This is a genomic window from Lysinibacillus sp. FSL K6-0232, from assembly GCF_038008325.1.
Classification (GTDB): domain Bacteria; phylum Bacillota; class Bacilli; order Bacillales_A; family Planococcaceae; genus Lysinibacillus.
Map to the genome: position 1 here is coordinate 3,183,445 of NZ_JBBOYW010000001.1, position 19,161 is coordinate 3,202,605.

A 19,161-nucleotide genomic window follows, 5' to 3' on the forward strand; every position below is an offset into this window, starting at 1 on the left:
CCATAGAAGTCTAACATCCTGATTATACTGAAAATTTAGTATATTTAAGATATTTTACTATAGTTTGCTATGCTATTGTAGAGAAAATCAACAATATGTGCGGCTTGTATACTACTCCCCAATTGTTCCTTATGAATACCTGCTTGAATTTGCAGTAAACATCCTGGATTGGCTGTCACAACAACTGCTGGCTCTAGTGCCTTAATCGTTGTCATTTTTGTAGTTAAAATCTCTCCTGCTAATGCAGGTTGCAGTAAATTATAAATACCTGCTGATCCACAGCATGTATTAGCACTTGGTAGCTCCTTAAACTGAACATTTGGTAATGCTTGTAAAATCATTCTTGGCTCATTAAATACTTTATTGACATTGCGTAAATGGCAGGAATCCTGATAGGTCACAACGGTTTTCTTGACTTGCTGTGGCAATGTCGCTAAATACTCCAACAAGCCAGCCTTAACAAGTAAACTGGAAATATCAATCGTTTTCTCAGAAAATCGAATCGCTTTTTCATGATAGCGCTTATCACTAGATAGATGCTTTTCATATTCCTTTAAAAAAGCACCACAGCCACCTGCATTATTGACAATATAGGTATAATCATCTGAATCGAATAACTCGACATTATGAATTAGATTTTGCTTGCCACGCTTCAGCTCACCACTATGTCCATGCAAAGCACCACAGCAGCTTTGTTGATCGGGAATAACAACCTCAACACCAAGCATGCGTAGCAACGATACTGTTTTATCATTTGTTTCCCTATAAAGCGTATCCATTAAGCAGCCTGTGAAAAAAGCTACCTTCATTGTAGCGCTCTTTGCCTGCTTTAATGGCTGTACCTTTTTGGCAACTGCTGGCAAGGATGCCTCCATTGTTTTTAAATGCTTTGGGAATAAATTTAAAAAACCAATTTTTCGAACTACCTTTTGCAATCCTGTTTTTTGATAAAGATGCAATAGGCTGACTGCACGCTCCATATTTTTTTGCTCCACAAAAAGTCGATCAAATACAATATTGCGCGTTGTTTTTTCAACAAAGGATGATCGCTTTACCTCCTGTACAGCTTCACGAGTTTGCTCAATTAAAGCTCCATACTGTACCCCTGCTGGACATGCTGGTTCACACGCACGACAGCCAAGACATAAATCAAATGAGTGTTCAATAGAGGCATCAAATGGTACAAGTCCATCACGCACCGCCTTCATTAAAGCAATGCGCCCTCTTGGCGATTGTGCCTCATCCTGCTCCATATGAAGATATGTTGGACAGCTTGATAAACAAAAACCACATCTCATACAGTCAAGCAATAAATTTTCATCAACATGTGTTTGGAAAGATTGTTGCATTTGTTGCTGTACGCTAGTTACCACCATGTACCACCACCCTTTTCTTTGTTTCTTTTGCGAATAGTTTGCCAGGATTCATAATATTGTTTGGATCAAATGCTTGCTTAATATTTTTCATGACAGCAATGCCAACAGAGCCAATTTTCCATTCTAAATAAGGCGCTTTCATTTCACCTACACCATGCTCACCTGTAATTGTGCCACCTAACTCCAATGCCGCTTCAAAAATTTCCTCAAATGCCACCTCTACACGGTGCATCTCCTCCTCGTCCCGCAAGTCTGTTAGACAAGTAGGATGCAGATTACCATCACCTGCATGACCAAATGTAGCAATATTCACACGATGCTTTTCGGAAATATCATTGATTTTCTTGACCATTTTTGCAAGCTCTGAGCGTGGCACTGTTGCATCTTCTAAAATAACAGTCGGCTTTAATTTGGCTAAGGCTGATAGGGCAACACGCCTTGCTGTTTTAATTTGCTCCGCCTCCTGTTCATCCTGTGCAATTTGTGTAAAGAGAGCGCCATGCTCCTTAGCGATTCTTACCATTTCATGAATATCCTGCTCAACTTGATGCTTCTCTCCATCTTGCTCAAGCAATAGCATTGCCTCCACATCTGTTGAAAGACCGATTTTCATAAATTGCTCAACAGCAATAATTGTTTTCTTATCAAGAAACTCTAATGTCACAGGAATAATTTTGCTTGCAATAATATTAGAAACCGTGCGCGCTGCATCCTCTAATGATTGAAAGTATGCAATGCTGGTCATTTTATAGGATGGCAATGGGATAAGCTTTAGTGTAATCGCTGTCACAACACCTAATGTTCCCTCTGCGCCAACAAATAATGATGTTAAATCATAGCCTGCTACATCCTTGGCGAGCTTACCACCTGTTTCTAAAATATCTCCATTCGGTAGCACAACCTGTAGACCTTTGACATAATCTTTTGTAACACCATATTTTAAACCACGTAAACCACCTGAGTTTTCACTAACATTGCCCCCAATTGTTGATATTTTCATGGAGCTTGGATCAGGTGGGTAAAATAAGCCATGTGCTTCAACAAATTGGCAAAGATTTTCCGAAATAATACCGGGCTGCACTGTAATCGTTAAATTTTCTTTATCGAAATTTAAAATTTGATTCATTCGATTAAATAAAATAACAACACCACCATCATAAGGCACTGTTCCTGCTGCAAGATTAGTCCCTGAGCCTCGTGGAATAATCGGCACGTTATAGTTATTACATATTTTTAATACCTCTGCGATCTCCTCCGTGCTTTGTGGGGAAATCACAAGCTCTGGTAAACGCTGAAAGTTGGCTGTTGCATCATATGAATAGGCTAAAAGCTGTGCAGTGGAGCTTTTAACATATTTTTCACCAATAATTTCTGTAATTTTCTCGATTGCAATGTTATTAATAGGACTCACCTCAGCTATAGTTATTTATGTACTACCATTTTAGTAGTTTGAATTTTCTAAACATATGTCTAGTAAGATAAAAAAGCGTCGTATATTTTAATTTTTTTGTGTTATTAGACCAAAAAAGCAGAAAAAGGCCAATGAGAAAGCTTGATACTTGCTTTCTCATTGACCTTATTAACGGTGACGCTCCTTAAAGGCGCGTTCCATTTCACGTTTTGCTTCTTTTTTACGCATATCATTGCGTTTGTCGTAGTCCTTTTTCCCTTTGCCGACACCGATTAATAGCTTGGCATAGCCGTCCTTAATATACATTTTTAGTGGGACAATTGTGTAGCCATCACGCTTTACAGCCCCAACTAGCTCGCCAATTTGCTTTTTATGAAGCAATAGCTTGCGGACACGCAGTGGGTCATGATTAAAACGGTTGCCTTGGTCGAATGGGCTAATGTGCATATTGCTAATCCATGCCTCGCCATTACGGATACGAACAAAGGAGTCTTTTAGCTGCACTTTGCCTGCACGAATGGATTTAATTTCTGTGCCTGTTAGCACCATACCCGCTTCGATTGTGTCCTCAATAAAGTAGTCATGACTTGCTTTTTTATTTTGTGCTAATACTTTTCCAGTACCTTTTGCCATCTGATTCACCCTCTACTTAAAAGGTTATGTATAAGCGAAAGTGCCAGTTGCTATGGCTACTTTCACCTATGCTTATTTACGTTTAGATTTTTTCTTTTTGCTTTTTTTCGCAATGCCTTCATAAAATTTTTGCTTTTGTTTGACACGTTTTTTAGTGCCTGGGCTTGAACCATCTTTGCGACGTCCACGTGGGTCACGGTCACTTTCATGGCGCTCACCACGTTTTGAGCTGCGGCCACTCTTTTCTTCCTCTTTTCGACTACCTCTGCGACTAGTGCGTCCATCCTTATGGTCATTATAATTTTTACGTGCATGGATAACAGTTGGTGCTGCTTTACGTGTTCGTCCATATGAAGTTACCATTCCAACGATTTCAAAGTCAATGGATGACTCTTCAATAATAACATTGGCAACGCGAACTGTAACCTCATCACCAATGCGGAATTGACGATTGGTACGCTCTCCAATCATAATCATTTGACGGTCATCAAAATGATAATAATCATCTGTCATATTGCTAATATGAACAAGCCCTTCAATCGTATTTGGTAGCTCTACAAAAATACCGAAGTTTGTAATGGATGACACAATACCTTCAAATTCCTCACCAATTTTATCGGACATATATTGTGCCTTTTTCAACGCATCTGTATCGCGCTCTGCATCTACAGCACGACGCTCGCGCTCTGATGTATGGTCAGCAATTTCATCCATTGCCATACTCCATTGTGCAAGTGTTTCTCTCGACGTATCTTGATTAATTAAATACGTGCGAATTAAACGATGCACAATTAAATCTGGATAACGACGAATTGGTGATGTGAAATGTGTATAGAAATCCGTTGATAGACCAAAGTGACCAAGACTTTCTGGGTAATACTTTGCCTGCTGCATGGAGCGCAATAGCATTGTTGAAATAACAGGCTCCTCTGGCATGCCTTCAATTGCTTTTAAGACATCCTGCAATGCCTTAGGATGCACCGTATTACCTGTACCTTTAATTAAAATACCGAAATTCGTTACAAATTCAAAGAAACGCTGGAGTTTTTCTGGTTTCGGGTCCTCGTGAATACGGTATAGAAACGGTACATTCATCCAGTGGAAGTGCTCCGCTACTGTTTCATTGGCAGCAAGCATAAAGTCTTCAATTAATTTCTCTGCGACTGTGCGTTCACGTAATTCAATATCCACTGGCCAGCCTTCTTCATTGACAATGACCTTCGATTCTTTAAAGTCAAAATCAATCGCTCCTCGCATTTCACGTTTATGGCGTAAAATTTTGGATAGCTCTGCCATATGCTTAAACATCGGCACAAGTGGCTGATAGCGTTCAATTAGCTCTTCATCTTGCTCCTCTAAAATTTTATACACATCGCTATAGGTCATACGCTCTGTTGTTTTAATCACACTTTGGAAAATTTCATGGGCAATGACATTGCCATTCGCATCAATGATCATTTCACAGGATAATGTTAAACGGTCAACCTGTGGATTTAATGAGCAAATACCATTTGATAAACGGTGTGGAATCATTGGAATGACACGGTCTGTTAAATACACACTTGTTGCACGGTCATATGCCTCAATATCAATGACAGAGCCTTGCGTAACATAATAGCTAACATCTGCAATATGTACGCCAAGCTTATACGTGCCATCTACATTTTTTGTTACGGTTACTGCATCATCCAAGTCCTTTGCATCTGCACCATCAATCGTTACAATTGTTTCATGTCGTAAATCACGACGACCTACTAAATCAGCCTCAGTAATTTCATCTGGCACTCGCTGTGCAGCAGCAATGACCTCATCTGGAAACTCAGGTGGAATATCGTGCTTATATAAAATAGATAAAATATCTACTTCAGGGTCATTTTTATGCCCTAAAATTTTTGTAATATAGCCTGTAGCAGATTTTAAATCCTCAGGCCATGTCGCAATCTCCACGACAACCTTATGCCCATCGACAGCTCCTAATGTATCACCCTTGGCAATAAAAATATCCATTGGTAGCTTTTTATCGTCCAAGACAACAAAGCCAAAGCCCCTATTTGCTTGGAATGTACCAACAAAGCTTGTTTGACCACGCTCTACAACCTTTGTAACGGTTCCTTCACGACGATCCCCAAACGATTCCTTTAAAACACGAATTAACACTATATCGCCATTAATCGCACCATTTGTTTCATGCGGTGGAATAAATACATCATCCATGCCCTCAATATCAGGTGTAACAAAGCCAAAGCCCTTCGCATGACCAATGAATTTACCTCTTAGTAAATTCATGCGTTCTGGTAGACCATAACGATTGGAGCGCGAACGAACAACTAAGCCCTGCCCTTCCATGCGGACAAGTGTTTTCACAAGCTCCTTAAATTCCTCAGCATCCTCAAATCCAAACTCTTCCTCGATTTCACCAACTGTTAATGGCTGATAATCCTCTTGACTAAAAAAATCGAGTAATCGACTTTGTAATGTATCTTTCATAATTATTTCCCTCCTTCATTCAAAAATCCTCTATAATTATTGTGCCCAATTTAGGCCTTCTAAAAAGTGATAAATATCTTCATGTAATTGATCTTTTTCTTGGTCTAATGTAATAACATGCTTGGAGTTTTCATACCACTTGATATGCTTTTCAAGTGACTCCGTTTGATTATATATAATATTGGCAGATTCTATTTCTATTACTTCATCATTTGTTGATTGCACAACTAAAATAGGCGCATAAATCATATCAATTTCTTGACGTGTACGCGCAATCAATTCGCGTAGCTCCTGTAATGATGGCATGCCTTTTTCTGCAATTAGCGCAACCTCTTCTTCAATCTGTTGCTCTTGTTTACCTTGAAATTTTTTGTAATCTCTCGCGTATTTTAGCACACCTTCAAACATTACATCCGTTGTCCGCATTGTCATAGGAGCGCACATTGTTACAATGCCTATTACTGGATGATTTAATGCCACATTTAATGCCATCACGCCGCCTAATGATAAACCCGCAACGGCAATTTCCTCATAACCAGCATCTTGTAACTGTTGATAGGCGGCTACGACATCCTGCCACCAATCTGCTGGCCCTGTTGTGATAAGCTCTTCTGGTTCCACACCGTGACCTTTATAATGAGGTGCTAATGTAGTATACCCTTTTTTCTCTAAAAACCTACCAAGCATACGTACATCTGCAGAGCTACCTGTAAAGCCATGTAATAATAAAACAGCACGTGGTCCAGCTTGAAAGAAAAATGGCTGTGATAGTGATTTTTTCATTGTAAGCACCCCTTTATCCTCAATCATTCACTCTATCCTCAGTATAGCCATCTTATTTATACTTGAGCAAATGGCACTTGGCTTTTCATTGATAATCAAGAGAGAATTTTCCATTCATAAATTACGCCCCAGCGTAATTGTACCTGTCGCTAATGCTTTCGGTACATAAAGCATCTGCCGCTTGCGATACCAAAAGAATTTGCTGAACCAGGATAAAAGAAAACGCCCAACCAAGTCGGTTAGGCGATCTATTTTCAACTATTAGATTTTCGTAATAGCGATTGCTAAAATAAAGAATATGATAGCTAACACAATTGTGGCACGGTGAAGGATTAAATCCATACCACGTGCTTTTTGCTTTCCAAATAGTTGCTCAGCTCCACCCGAGATGGCACCTGATAAGCCTGCACTTTTACTAGATTGAAGTAGTACAACAACAATCAATGCTAATGATACGATTACTAATGAAACTAACACTACTGTATGCATTCACTGCACCTCCCGAACTTTGAAACATCACAACAAATTATATTATAACAAAAAATAATTCCCATGACAAACCTAGCTTTAGGAATTTTTTCACTTTAGACAATGCTGCTTGTCGATTTTTGCTACTAAATGTGGATATAAATCCTGCAAAAATCCAATTATAATGGAAATAATTACATTTATTTGGAGGATTTAAACGATGACTAAAAAAATAATGGCTATGTTTTTCATTTGCTGTATGCTGATATCGCTAGCAGGATGTTCAAAGGCACTAAATGTGCTGTTGACAGAAGAGGATGGCTCAGCAACATTTGAGGAGGATACGGCAAATGAGGATACTAAAAAGCCCGACAGTAAAGCATTATCTGCCACCTTTTCACCCTCCGATTTATTTTCAACTACATTATTTAAAGATGACCCTGCCTTATTGCAGTTTACTCAAAAAGTAGAGAAGCAAGTAGCAAAATTTGAACAGCACTTTGAAGTTCATTATACAGGAAAGCTTCATTTTGATGATTTTGAAGTACAGCTCAATGACTTAAATGGCCTGCTTACCTTTGTGAACCCATATACAGCTGGTTATTTTCTTGACTATGAATGGACAGCATGGGAAACAAATAATGGCTACCTAGTCGAGCTATCTATTGACTATTTAACAGATGCAAAGAAGGAGCAAAAGGTCGATCAATATGTTGAAGCCTTTGCCAAGCAGCATATTACAAAAAATATGACCGATTTTGAGCGCGTTAAAGTTATTAATGATTATATTGTAGAGCTGGCTACTTATACAGAAGAAGGCTCGACTGAGGGGCAAATGGTTTTTGAATTAATCAATGAGCAAACTGCAGTATGTCAGGCTTATGCATTACTTGCGTATCGTTTGCTTTTGGCATCTGATATTGATGCGAAATATGTTTATGGCTATAGCGAAGATCAGCTACATGCTTGGAATTTAGTGAGTGTTGATAGCAATTGGTATCACCTTGATACTACTTGGAATGACATCGCTCCTGATGAGCCTTACACAATTTCCTATGAATATTTTTTAGTAAATGATGACAAGCTTCGTCAAGATCATTTATGGGCTACTGAAAATTATTTTGCAGCTACTAGCAATGCCTATGACTTTATGCACGATATGTGGTATGCCGATACAGTAGATAATGTGATTTATTATAATAGTATGAATGATAGCATGGTTTACGCATATGATTTAGCTACAAATGAACGCAGACAGATTACAGAAACAGCCTGCTATTATTTAGCAGTTGAGGATGCGGCGCTTTATTGCAGCGATTATGATAATGCTGGTTATTTAACAAAAATTAATGTGGAGGATGGTTCAGAGGAAATCTTATACGAAGATGAAGTGCTTAACCTATATATTGATGGCGGTATTTTATACTATGAAACGCTAGATGGCTCCATACATCAACAAGCATTGTAGTATGCTTGTTTACAATATTACCACCTTTTATTAACAATGCTTTAACGGTAGCTTTACATTCCTCCTTTACACTTACAGATGAATTTACTTAAAGGAGGAAAATCATGAAATACACAAAAAAATGGACTTCATTGTTTTTAGCAAGTGCAGTAACTTTAACCGCGGTTAGCATTCCACAGCAGGAGGCACAGGCTGCTGAGGTTGAGAAGCCAACAAATGTTATTATGCTTGTAATGGATGGCAGTAGTAATAATGCTGTAACGCTTTCTCGTTGGTATAAAGGTGAAGGCTTAGCAATGGATGAAATTTTATCAGGTGCTGTGCGTACATACTCTGCAGAATCAGCGATTACAGACTCTGCGCCTGCTGCTACAGCATTAGCAACTGGCCATAAATCAAATGATAAATATGTGGGTGTATTACCGTCCGTAGTGAATTCACCTGGATTGGAGCAAATTGCACAAGAGGATGCTTTTAGACCTGTTGCAAATGTATTAGAAGGGGCGAAGCAGCAAGGGAAAGCAACTGGCTTAATCTCTACTTCCGAAATTCAGCATGCAACGCCAGCAGGTTTTTCAGCACATGCGACAAATAGAAGCCAATATGATAATATCGCTGAGCAACAAGTTTATCAAAACATTGATGTTGTTTTAGGTGGTGGCTTCGATTCATTAGTGCCTGGTGAATTAGATGATTCGGCGTCTTCGTTTAAGTTAGGCTCAGTGAAAAACGCTCGTAAAGATGGCGAAAACTTACTAAATGTATTAAAGCAAAAGAACTATCATTTTGTCCAAACACGTGATGAATTATTAAATACAAATGCTTCTAAAATTTGGGGTAGCTTTGCACCAAGCGACCTTGCCTATGACTTTGACCGTACAACAACAAGACCTTCTGAGCCGACATTGGCTGAAATGACAAGTAAAGCCATTAATACACTGAAAAAGGATGAGGATGGCTTCTTCCTATTTGTTGAAGGCAGCAAAGTCGACTGGGCAGCACATGCCAACGATACAATTGGTATGATTAGTGATATTTTATCGTTCGATGATGCTGTCAAGGAAGCAGTTGATTTTGCGAAGGAAGATGGCAACACACTTGTTATTGCTGTAACAGACCATGGCAATAGCGGGATTACAATGGGGAACGCTAACACGTCAGGAACGTATTCAAGCATCCCAGTGTCTGCCTATATTGATCCGTTGAAAAAGGCTAAAATGACTGTTGAAGGTGCACTAAGCCAATTAAAAGAGGATCGTTCTAATTTAGTAGAAGTGGCAGCACTTTATGGATTAGATGCATTAACAGAGGACGAGCTAGCTACATTACAATCTGCTGAAAACCTTGGCAATGCAATGGTGAAAATGCTAGCAAACCGTGCAAACATTGGCTTTACAACAGGTGGACATACTGGCGATGATGTGTTCTTATATTCATTCGGACCTTCTAAAATAACAGGGCTAGTAGAAAACACTGATTTAGCTCATGCTATGGCACAATTTATGGACTTTGACTTAAACACATTAACAAATGAGCTATATGTACCAGCAACAAAGGCTTTAACGGAAAAAGGCTTTACAACAAAAATCGATTTATCTGATAAAGAAAATCCAGTATTTGTTGCACAAAAAGCAGATATTACAGTCAAAATTCCTGTTAATAAAAATACAATGAGCTATGAGCAAGCTTCCACAAATACGGCTAAAACGCTGACATTTGACACAATCAATGTCTATAATGGCACTGAGTTTTACGTATCGAAAAAGCTTTTACAAGCAATCAACTAAAAATAAGGGCGTATCTGAAATGTGATGTTCAGATACGCTTTTTTGATCACTTGCTCTTTATTTTTGAGCGGAGTTCCTCTTTTTGATCTAACGTAATATGTTTTTAATATAATGTTCCATCTGTCCACTTATTTCACTTAATGTTTCAATCGCTTCACTAAATTGTTGGACAAGCTCAGCCTGCTCATTGGAGGCTGATTCAATTTGCTCCATACTTTCCATCAGTGCCTGTACATTACTTGTAATAGTTTTAAGAGAGGTTTCAATTTGCTCTGTCGCTGTGGCTGTTTCATTTGAAAGCTTGCGAACCTCCTGTGCAACAATATTAAACCCTGCTCCGTATTGCCCTGCACGAGCCGCTTCTATTGAGGCATTTAAGCCAAGTAAGTTCGTTTGTCTTGAAATGGTTTTAATAAAATCTGTAATCTCATTAGAGCGTGAAGAGTTTTCTAAGGCATGGCGAGATTTTTCAGTAATGGTTTCGCTTGTTGCGGATAATTCTTCTGAATGTGCCGCAATGGTATGTACTTTTAATTGTAGCTCTTGAATCGTAGCTTGCAGGTTGTCCATAAAGCTTTCTACTTTTTCCTGCGCATCGTTTGGAAAGAGCAAGCTTAAGACCGCAACAACTTTACCATTTTCACGAACAGGATATAGCTCTGTATGCATTGGAACGCCAAAATACTCTTTTGGAATATCCCGTTTTAAAATTTCGCCTTTCGTAACACTTCGGAAATCAGGTGTATCCTCAATAATTGTGCCGACCTGTAAATGAGTTTTCACTTTTGTTCCCTCTAATACAAAGAGAACCTTTCTTTCCTTCGCACTATTGATAGTTAACGCTATTTCCTTGTTAAAAATTTCATGAAAAATCGGTAAAGTTTCCTTTAATGATTGAATAATATCCATAGCCAATCTCCTTCTGTTTTTTTTCATTATACTCGAATAAATAAAGGAAACGTTAATATTTTCCTAATAAAAAATTGCCCCAAAAGCTTTGAGGCAATTTCCATCAATTATTTATTATCGAAGGTTATAGAACGATTGTAAACCAAGGTATTCTGCTGTTACACCAAGCTGATCTTTAATTCGAAGAAGTTGGTTGTATTTTGCAATACGGTCTGTACGTGATGGAGCACCTGAGCACGAACCTTGATATATTAGCATTTCTCTGAACTATAAAGTTGTGATATTGCATTGTTCACATACTATCGAATTTTAATAATTCAATCCATGTATGTGTTAATTCACATTATAACAACTATCTGAAAAATTAAAAACAGATTTCTTTTCACGATTGTTTATCATTGATAAATAAAAACATCCTCGGAAGGACGCCTGTAATTTATCTTCTACTTTTTTTGAGAAAATGGCAACATTGTTGTAAACAATATCTTTGTCTACTTGAGGAGTTAAACTATGTAGTTCTCACCCATCATTTGCTTGCTCATTTAATAATGCTTCAAATTCAGCAATTGCGCTTTCAATATATAATTCTCGTACTTTAACTGTTTTATATATAATCATATGTATTTACTTCCTTACATACAGCATACGTCATTGTCATTTTTTCAACATAATAATGGGAATATTAACCCAAAATAAAAATCGTCACTATGGTTAAACAGTGACGATTGGTGATGTTATTGATCTTGTGATTTATTTGTGGTCAATTCTATTAAGTCAGCGATGAACTCAGGAGTCTCAATAAATGCAAAAACTTGGAATTTATCATTACGTTTGTTCCCCATGGTGTGGTTCAAATCGTGTTCTCGTTTTATCAATCCAATCGTCAAACTCTTTTTGTAGATATTTTTCATTCCATATGCCTTCGCATTTAAAGCAATGCTCAAATGATGTAATTCTTTGTCCGTTAGTCGTTTTTCTTCGTTCATACGAACCTCCACCGATAATTTTTTTGCATCTTAGAAATTGGTGAATTTTGGTAATAAATATTATAATAACAAATTGAAAAATAGCGGACAAATAAAAAAATAGTGTCATTAATGAGTGCCATCATATAAATCAAATTTTAAATTGTTTTCAATATAAGCTTTCTCTTCAGCAGGAGTCATTAAACGAGTTGCTCTCCCTGAATTTCTTGAATCTTCGCCACCTTGCATCTCCCAAATTGCGTTATGATCTTCTACAGCATGAGAAAAATCACCTTTCGACCATCTTTCCAATATTGGAATGTAAAGTTCGTTAAATTTATAATCGTTCATTTTACATACAGCCAACAATCGGTCAATTTTTTCTTGCGTTATTTGCTCATGACCCCATTTTACACTAGCTTCAACTTTTTGATGAGACATGCTATGGATAGTTTCGTTTACTTTGCTTTCTACTAAATTGTCAGGATAAAGCAATTCCTCTTTTGTAACTTTTTTATCTTCAAGCGCTACTCCATCATTCTCAACAGTTACAGTTGCTTTTTCTGGCGTAGGTTTCTCCTTTTGTTCAGTAAATTTGAAGTAACCAAAAATTCCTCCAAAAGTGACCAATACTGCAATGATAACAATTGCAGACTTTGTTTTTCTTTTCATGTTATTAACTCCTCATAGTAATTTATATCATTATGTAATTAGGATAATAATAACAGAATATTGAAACAAGGTTCAATGAAAAACTATAGTACGAACACTGTTCGTAGATAATGGTATATACAATGTATATCCCATGTTAACCAAGTCAATAATGGCTTCGTTTAAGTGTCGGAGCAATGTTCCGAACTTTCTCCAATAATACTTACTGGCAAATTTGCCATAAACTCAACTTTATGACTGCAATATAACCTCAAAGGTAGACAGTTCCTCACTACCTTTGCCAAGTTGGTCGTTTGAATGTTGTCGTGCCTAGCAATTCTCAAGCAACTACATAAATCCAGTCCATTGCGTAAATTTGCTTGTATTGCATAATGACGCAGTGTATGCGGTGAACAACGAATATCTGGTCGTACTTTTGCTTTTTCTCCTGCTTCTCGTACAATTACTTCAATTTAGGCTGTGGTCAGCGGTCTACCACTGTGAGCTAAAAAATAATTGTTATTGTGAGCAGGTCTGCCTAAACTGCTCAAATATCCTTCACAAATACGTTCGTAACGAATCATATATTTCCGAAGCATTAAACTAATTGGCACATATCGCCATTTAACACCTTTGCCAAATATTTTCAATGTCGTATCTTGCACCCAATCCACCTCTAAATTTATTAATTCCGAACATCTAATGGCTGTATGGCGATAATTACTTTGTTTCGTGCGTTCAAATACGTTTTAAAATCGTATGCTTCAATTATTTTCGCAATTTCTTGGTCAGTAAATGTAGATATAACAGTTTTATCTTCTTTCAACAATTTTGTGCGTGCCATGATGTTGAACGTGACATACTCTTCTGCCACCAAATATGTATAAAACAACCTCAACTATTTAATTACAGTGTTACGTCGCCTTTTTACCAAGATTTAATTGATGTTGAATATATTTTTTTACAGGAACTGTTGAAACGTCTTCAATTTCATTCACCTTATGAAACTCGTTCAGATATTGAATGAAGTGAATTGTATTTATAAGTTTTTGTTGTTCTGCTTGAATAATTTTTAATCTGTAATTCGAATGTAAATTCTTTCAACAAATCTTTAATGAGCATGAAAAACCCCCAATCTACAAGTGTTTATCACACTTATAAATCAGAGGTTGAAACAATACACTTGTATTGCTAAATTCACTTAAGTGTATAACATAGCTCAAACCTTGCTAAAGTGACGTATATGACAAGGTTCAAGCTATTTTTCATGCAAATAAATGATTACTTCAAGTTATAGAATGAGCTTAAACCAAGGTACTCAGCTGTTACACCAAGCTGATCTTCAATGCGAAGAAGTTGGTTGTATTTTGCAACACGGTCTGTACGAGATGGCGCACCTGTTTTAATTTGTCCAGCATTTGTTGCAACTGCAATATCAGCAATTGTTGCATCCTCTGATTCACCAGAGCGGTGAGAGATAACAGCTGTATAGCCAGCACGTTTCGCCATTTCAATTGCTTCAAATGTTTCTGTTAATGTACCGATTTGGTTTACTTTAATAAGGATAGAGTTCCCTACACCCTGCTCAATACCTGCTGCTAATTTTTTTGTATTTGTTACAAATAGATCGTCGCCTACTAATTGTACGCGGCTACCGATACGCTCTGTTAATAGTTTATGTCCAGCCCAGTCATTTTCATCTAAGCCATCTTCAATTGAAATAATTGGGTATTTATTTGTTAATTCTTCATACCAATCAACCATTTCTTCAGATGTTTTGACAACACCTTCACCATCTAAGTGGTATTTGCCATCTTCTTTATTGAATAGCTCAGAAGATGCTACGTCCATTGCAAGTTTTACTTCCTCGCCTGGTTTATAGCCAGCTTTTTCAATTGCTTCTAAAATAACTGTGATTGCTTCTTCGTTAGAGCCAAGGTTTGGTGCGAAACCACCTTCATCGCCAACTGCTGTATTATAGCCTTTTTCTTTTAGAACAGCTTTTAAGTTATGGAAAATTTCAGCACCAATGCGTAATGCATGGCGGAAAGATTCTGCACCTACAGGCATCACCATAAATTCTTGGATATCTACATTATTATCTGCATGTGCGCCACCATTTAAGATGTTCATCATTGGTACTGGTAATTGCTTAGAGTTAAACCCACCAAGATATTGATAAAGAGGTACATCTAAATAATCTGCCGCAGCATGTGCAACTGCCATTGATACACCTAAAATTGCGTTAGCACCTAGCTTACCTTTATTTTCTGTGCCATCTAGCTCGATTAAAGCTTTGTCAATAACAACTTGATCAAGAACAGAGTAATTTCCTTCTAGTTCTTGTGCAATCGTTGTATTGACATTTTCAACTGCTTTTAATACACCTTTGCCTAGGTAACGAGATTTGTCACCATCGCGTAATTCTACCGCTTCGTATTCACCTGTTGATGCACCTGATGGTACGATAGCGCGACCAAAAGCGCCTGATTCTGTAAATACTTCAACCTCTACTGTTGGATTCCCACGTGAGTCTAAAACTTCGCGCGCATAAACTTGTGTAATAAATGGCATAATTAATTCTCCTCTTTCTCAATTAATGATTGTCCTGTCATTTCAATAGGCTGTGACACCTGTAATAATTCTAACATGGTTGGCGCCAAATCGGCTAAAATACCACCATTTCTTAACATACTATTTGCTTTTGTCACAATTACTGGTACAGGATTTGTTGTATGAGCTGTCATTGGCTCCCCTGCTAATGTTAACACTTCATCAGAGTTACCATGGTCAGCTGTAATAATAGCTGCGCCACCTTTTGCAAGGAGTGCATCTACTACTTTTCCTAAACATTCATCGACTGCTTCAATGGCTTTAATCGTCGGCTCTAGCATACCACTATGCCCCACCATATCAGGGTTAGCAAAGTTAAGTATAATACCATCGAATTTATCAGCCGCAATTTCTGCAAGCAAGGCTTCTGTCACCTCGTACGCAGACATCTCAGGCTTTAAGTCATATGTGGCAACCTTTGGTGAGGCAATTAAAATACGCTCTTCACCTGGGAATTTATCCTCACGACCACCACTCATAAAGAATGTTACATGTGGATATTTTTCTGTTTCGGCAATGCGTAGCTGTGTTTTACCGTTTGTGGCTAACACTTCACCAATTGTATTTTTTAGGTTGTCATTTTCATAGGCAACCTGTGCATTGACTTCATCACTATAATGCGTGAAGGATACAAATTTTAGATTTTTTGGATGGTTAGCTGATAACACAAAGCCATCAAATTGTGGATTTGTAAGCACTGTGGATAGCTGTATCGCACGATCAGGACGGAAATTAAAGAAAATGACTGCATCATTATCACCAATCGTTGCTACTGGCTCACCATGCTCTTGAATGCTAAATGGAATGACAAATTCATCTGTCGCTTCACGTTCATACGATTCAGCTACACCGCTTTTAGCACTATCTGCCGTTTGCCCAACACCATCCACAAGCACATTATACGTAAGTGCCACGCGATCCCAGCGTTTATCGCGATCCATTGCATAATAGCGCCCATGAATAGACGCAAATTGACCAACACCAATATCAGCCATTTGTTTTTCTGTTTCCTCTATATAGCCGATAGCTGTTGTTGGCCCAACATCACGACCATCTAAGAAGCCATGTACAAAAACATCCTCTACGCCCTGCTGCTTAGCAAGCCTTAACAGTGCAAACATATGCTCATAATGACTATGAACACCACCATCTGATAGCAGCCCCATAATATGCAGCTTTGATTGATGTGCCTTAACATGTGCGATTGCGTCTAAAAATGCTTGATTTGTAAAGAAGTCGCCTTCGCGAATCGACTTATTTAAGCGTGTTAAGCTTTGATAAACAATACGTCCGGCACCGATATTTAAGTGTCCTACCTCTGAATTACCCATTTGTCCTTCAGGTAGTCCAACCGCCTCACCCGCAGCTGTTAATGTTGTATGTGGGAACTCATTCCAATATCGATCAAAATTTGGCTTATGCGCCTGTGCTACTGCATTTCCAAATGTTTCATCTCGAAATGCAAAGCCATCTAAAATAATTAATGCTACTGGCTTTTTAGGCATTTGCTGCCGCCTCCAATAATGTTAAATAAGATTCTGGTTGTAAGCTTGCTCCACCAACTAGAGCACCATCAATATGCTCTTTTGTTAAAAGCTCCTGAATGTTGTCAGGCTTCACACTGCCGCCGTATTGAATGCGCACAGCATTCGCCGTTTCAGCATTATATAGCTCTTCGATTACTGCTCGAATCGCTCCACATACTTGATTGGCATCGTCTGCCGTAGCAGTTTTACCAGTGCCAATTGCCCAAATTGGTTCATAGGCAATGACCATATGCTCTACCTGCTGTGCTTCAAATCCAGCAAGTGCCGCTTTAATTTGACCCGCAACCTTTTGCTCTGTTGTGCCTGCTTCACGTTCCTCTAGCGTTTCACCACAGCAAATAATCGGTACGATATTATGTGCAAGTGCTGCTGCTACCTTTTTATTAATAGCATCATCTGTTTCATTGTAGTATTCACGGCGTTCTGAATGCCCTAAAATAACATAGTCCACTGCTACACTTGCAAGCTGTGTTGGGCTAATTTCACCAGTAAAAGCACCCTCATTTTCATAATGCATTGTTTGTGCACCAATCGCTAGCTCTGACTCACTAGCAACTTGCACAAGTGTAGGTAGGTAAAGAGCTGGTGCGCAAACAACAGCGTCCACTTTATCATTAGAAGGAAGTTTATCCTGTACTGCATCTACAAACTGAATAGCCTCTTCAAATGTTTTAAACATTTTCCAGTTACCTGCAATAATTGGTTTACGCATCATTTTGCCTCCGATTAGCTTATTTATCGTTTAGTGCTACAATCCCTGGAAGCTCTTTGCCTTCCATTAATTCTAGGGAAGCACCGCCACCTGTAGAAATGTGATCCATTTTATCTGCTACTGCAAATTTTTCAACAGCAGCGGCTGAATCACCACCACCGATTACTGTATAGCCTGCAGTTGCTGCCATTGCATCAGCAACTGTTTTTGTACCACTTGCAAATTTATCCATTTCAAAGACACCCATTGGTCCATTCCAAATAATTAACTTGGAGTTTTGAATAATGTCCGCATAGCGAGCTGCTGTTTTGGGTCCAATATCAAGTCCCATCCAATCAGCCGGAATTGCATCAATATCAACAACTTGTGTTTCAGCATCTTGCGAAAATTCATTTGCTACAACAGCATCAATTGGCATATGTAATTGCACGCCTTTTGCTTTTGCTTTATCAATAAAGGATTTAGCTAGCTCGATTTTATCTTCCTCTAATAAAGATTTACCAATATCATAGCCCTGTGCCTTAATGAACGTATAAGATAGGCCACCACCAATAATTAAGTGATCTACTTTTTCTAACAGACTTTCAATAACACCAATTTTATCTTTTACTTTGGCGCCACCAATAATAGCCGTAAATGGACGCTCAGGGTTTGACAATGCTTTGCCAAGTACATCTAATTCCTTTTGCATTAGGAATCCAGATACTGCTGGAATATGTTTAGCGATTCCTTCAGTAGAAGCATGTGCACGATGAGCTGCACCAAAAGCATCGTTGACATAAATATCAGCTAGCTGTGCAAATTGCTGCGCTAATGCTGGGTCATTTTTCTCCTCACCTGCGTGGAAGCGCACGTTTTCAAGCAACACAATATCGCCATTTTGCATAGTGGCAACAGCTTGCTCTACCTTTTCTCCAATCGACTCATCCAGCTTTGTCACAGGCTTGCCAATTAACTCAGCTAGGCGAATACCAACTGCTGTTAAACGCATATCCTCTTTTACTTCACCTTTCGGACGACCTAAGTGTGAAGCTAAAATAACTTTAGCACCTTGCTCTACTAAATATTCGATTGTTGGAATAGCTGCACGAATACGTGTTTCATCTGTAATAGCACCATCTGCCATTGGTACATTAAAATCTACACGCACAAAAACACGTTTACCTTTTACATCAATATCTGTCATTGTCTTCTTATTTAACATGAAGAAACTCCCTTCAAAGCTTGTTAGTATTTCATCAAGGTATTTTGGTACATCGTCTAGAGGTGTTGCTTATCTCCAATTTTTGATTATGAACCCTTATACTTGCTCTTATAGTAGCAAAAGTTACGTACGATGTCTTGTAATTAC

General features: G+C 38.3%; 17 protein-coding genes and 1 pseudogene. 2 read left to right on the forward strand and 16 right to left on the reverse strand.

Annotated features, from left to right (window positions below; genetic code table 11):
• Positions 1–44 precede the first annotated feature (44 nt).
• From MHB42_RS15590 to secG, 6 genes are all read right to left on the reverse strand, one after another.
• On the reverse strand, positions 45–1,376 hold the full coding sequence (locus tag MHB42_RS15590) for a (Fe-S)-binding protein (protein ID WP_340807308.1): 1,332 nt from the start codon (positions 1,374–1,376) through the stop codon (positions 45–47).
• The gene (locus tag MHB42_RS15595; RefSeq protein WP_445299992.1) at positions 1,363–2,778 is read right to left on the reverse strand and encodes an FAD-linked oxidase C-terminal domain-containing protein; all 1,416 of its coding nucleotides are present in this window, start codon (positions 2,776–2,778) and stop codon (positions 1,363–1,365) included. Before MHB42_RS15595 ends, MHB42_RS15590 begins: the two co-directional genes overlap by 14 nt.
• Before the next feature lie 177 nt (positions 2,779–2,955).
• Positions 2,956–3,420, reverse strand: coding sequence for an SsrA-binding protein SmpB (gene smpB, locus MHB42_RS15600; RefSeq protein WP_340807309.1), 465 nt, complete (start codon positions 3,418–3,420; stop codon positions 2,956–2,958).
• 72 nt (positions 3,421–3,492) lie between these two features.
• Positions 3,493–5,907, reverse strand: a complete 2,415-nt coding sequence (gene rnr, locus MHB42_RS15605) for a ribonuclease R (protein WP_340807312.1) — start codon at positions 5,905–5,907, stop codon at positions 3,493–3,495.
• Between the two features lie 36 nt (positions 5,908–5,943).
• Positions 5,944–6,690, reverse strand: coding sequence for an alpha/beta hydrolase (locus MHB42_RS15610; protein WP_340807313.1), 747 nt, complete (start codon positions 6,688–6,690; stop codon positions 5,944–5,946).
• Positions 6,691–6,951: 261 nt separating this feature from the next.
• The gene (gene secG, locus MHB42_RS15615) at positions 6,952–7,179 is read right to left on the reverse strand and encodes a preprotein translocase subunit SecG (RefSeq protein WP_340807314.1); all 228 of its coding nucleotides are present in this window, start codon (positions 7,177–7,179) and stop codon (positions 6,952–6,954) included.
• A 199-nt stretch (positions 7,180–7,378) separates the two neighbouring features.
• On the opposite strand from secG, the gene MHB42_RS15620 reads away from it, so the two are divergent.
• Together MHB42_RS15620 and MHB42_RS15625 are read left to right on the forward strand one after the other, a co-directional pair.
• The gene (locus MHB42_RS15620; protein WP_340807316.1) at positions 7,379–8,626 is read left to right on the forward strand and encodes a DUF5050 domain-containing protein; all 1,248 of its coding nucleotides are present in this window, start codon (positions 7,379–7,381) and stop codon (positions 8,624–8,626) included.
• Positions 8,627–8,730: 104 nt separating this feature from the next.
• Entirely contained in the window at positions 8,731–10,413 is a 1,683-nt protein-coding gene (locus MHB42_RS15625; protein ID WP_340807317.1) for an alkaline phosphatase, read from the forward strand.
• 87 nt (positions 10,414–10,500) lie between these two features.
• Here the strand turns inward: MHB42_RS15625 and MHB42_RS15630 are convergent, their stop codons facing one another.
• The 10 genes and pseudogenes from MHB42_RS15630 to MHB42_RS15675 all read right to left on the reverse strand — a co-directional run bounded on the left by MHB42_RS15630 (position 10,501) and on the right by MHB42_RS15675 (position 19,014).
• On the reverse strand, positions 10,501–11,322 hold the full coding sequence (locus tag MHB42_RS15630) for a methyl-accepting chemotaxis protein (protein ID WP_340807318.1): 822 nt from the start codon (positions 11,320–11,322) through the stop codon (positions 10,501–10,503).
• Positions 11,323–11,436: 114 nt separating this feature from the next.
• Positions 11,437–11,556: pseudogene (locus MHB42_RS15635) on the reverse strand (hypothetical protein); the annotation flags it as partial.
• 500 nt (positions 11,557–12,056) lie between these two features.
• Positions 12,057–12,308 (reverse strand): hypothetical protein, encoded by a 252-nt coding sequence (locus MHB42_RS15640; protein ID WP_340807320.1) that lies wholly within the window; start codon positions 12,306–12,308, stop codon positions 12,057–12,059.
• A 108-nt stretch (positions 12,309–12,416) separates the two neighbouring features.
• On the reverse strand, positions 12,417–12,959 hold the full coding sequence (locus tag MHB42_RS15645; RefSeq protein ID WP_340807321.1) for a DUF6241 domain-containing protein: 543 nt from the start codon (positions 12,957–12,959) through the stop codon (positions 12,417–12,419).
• Positions 12,960–13,411: 452 nt separating this feature from the next.
• Complete coding sequence (locus MHB42_RS15650) at positions 13,412–13,603, reverse strand: hypothetical protein (RefSeq protein ID WP_340807322.1); 192 nt, start codon at positions 13,601–13,603, stop codon at positions 13,412–13,414.
• Positions 13,604–13,623: 20 nt separating this feature from the next.
• Positions 13,624–13,782 carry a hypothetical protein gene (locus tag MHB42_RS15655; protein WP_340807323.1) on the reverse strand — a complete coding sequence of 53 codons (159 nt, stop codon included), beginning with the start codon at positions 13,780–13,782 and terminating at the stop codon, positions 13,624–13,626.
• Between the two features lie 437 nt (positions 13,783–14,219).
• Entirely contained in the window at positions 14,220–15,512 is a 1,293-nt protein-coding gene (eno, locus tag MHB42_RS15660; RefSeq protein ID WP_340807324.1) for a phosphopyruvate hydratase, read from the reverse strand.
• Positions 15,513–15,514: 2 nt separating this feature from the next.
• Positions 15,515–17,056 (reverse strand): 2,3-bisphosphoglycerate-independent phosphoglycerate mutase, encoded by a 1,542-nt coding sequence (gene gpmI, locus MHB42_RS15665; protein ID WP_340807325.1) that lies wholly within the window; start codon positions 17,054–17,056, stop codon positions 15,515–15,517.
• Positions 17,049–17,810: a triose-phosphate isomerase gene (tpiA, locus tag MHB42_RS15670; protein ID WP_340808614.1), complete on the reverse strand. Its 762-nt coding sequence runs from the start codon at positions 17,808–17,810 to the stop codon at positions 17,049–17,051. The genes gpmI and tpiA overlap by 8 nt, the downstream gene beginning before the upstream one ends.
• Before the next feature lie 19 nt (positions 17,811–17,829).
• Complete coding sequence (locus MHB42_RS15675) at positions 17,830–19,014, reverse strand: phosphoglycerate kinase (protein WP_340807326.1); 1,185 nt, start codon at positions 19,012–19,014, stop codon at positions 17,830–17,832.
• Positions 19,015–19,161 lie beyond the last annotated feature (147 nt).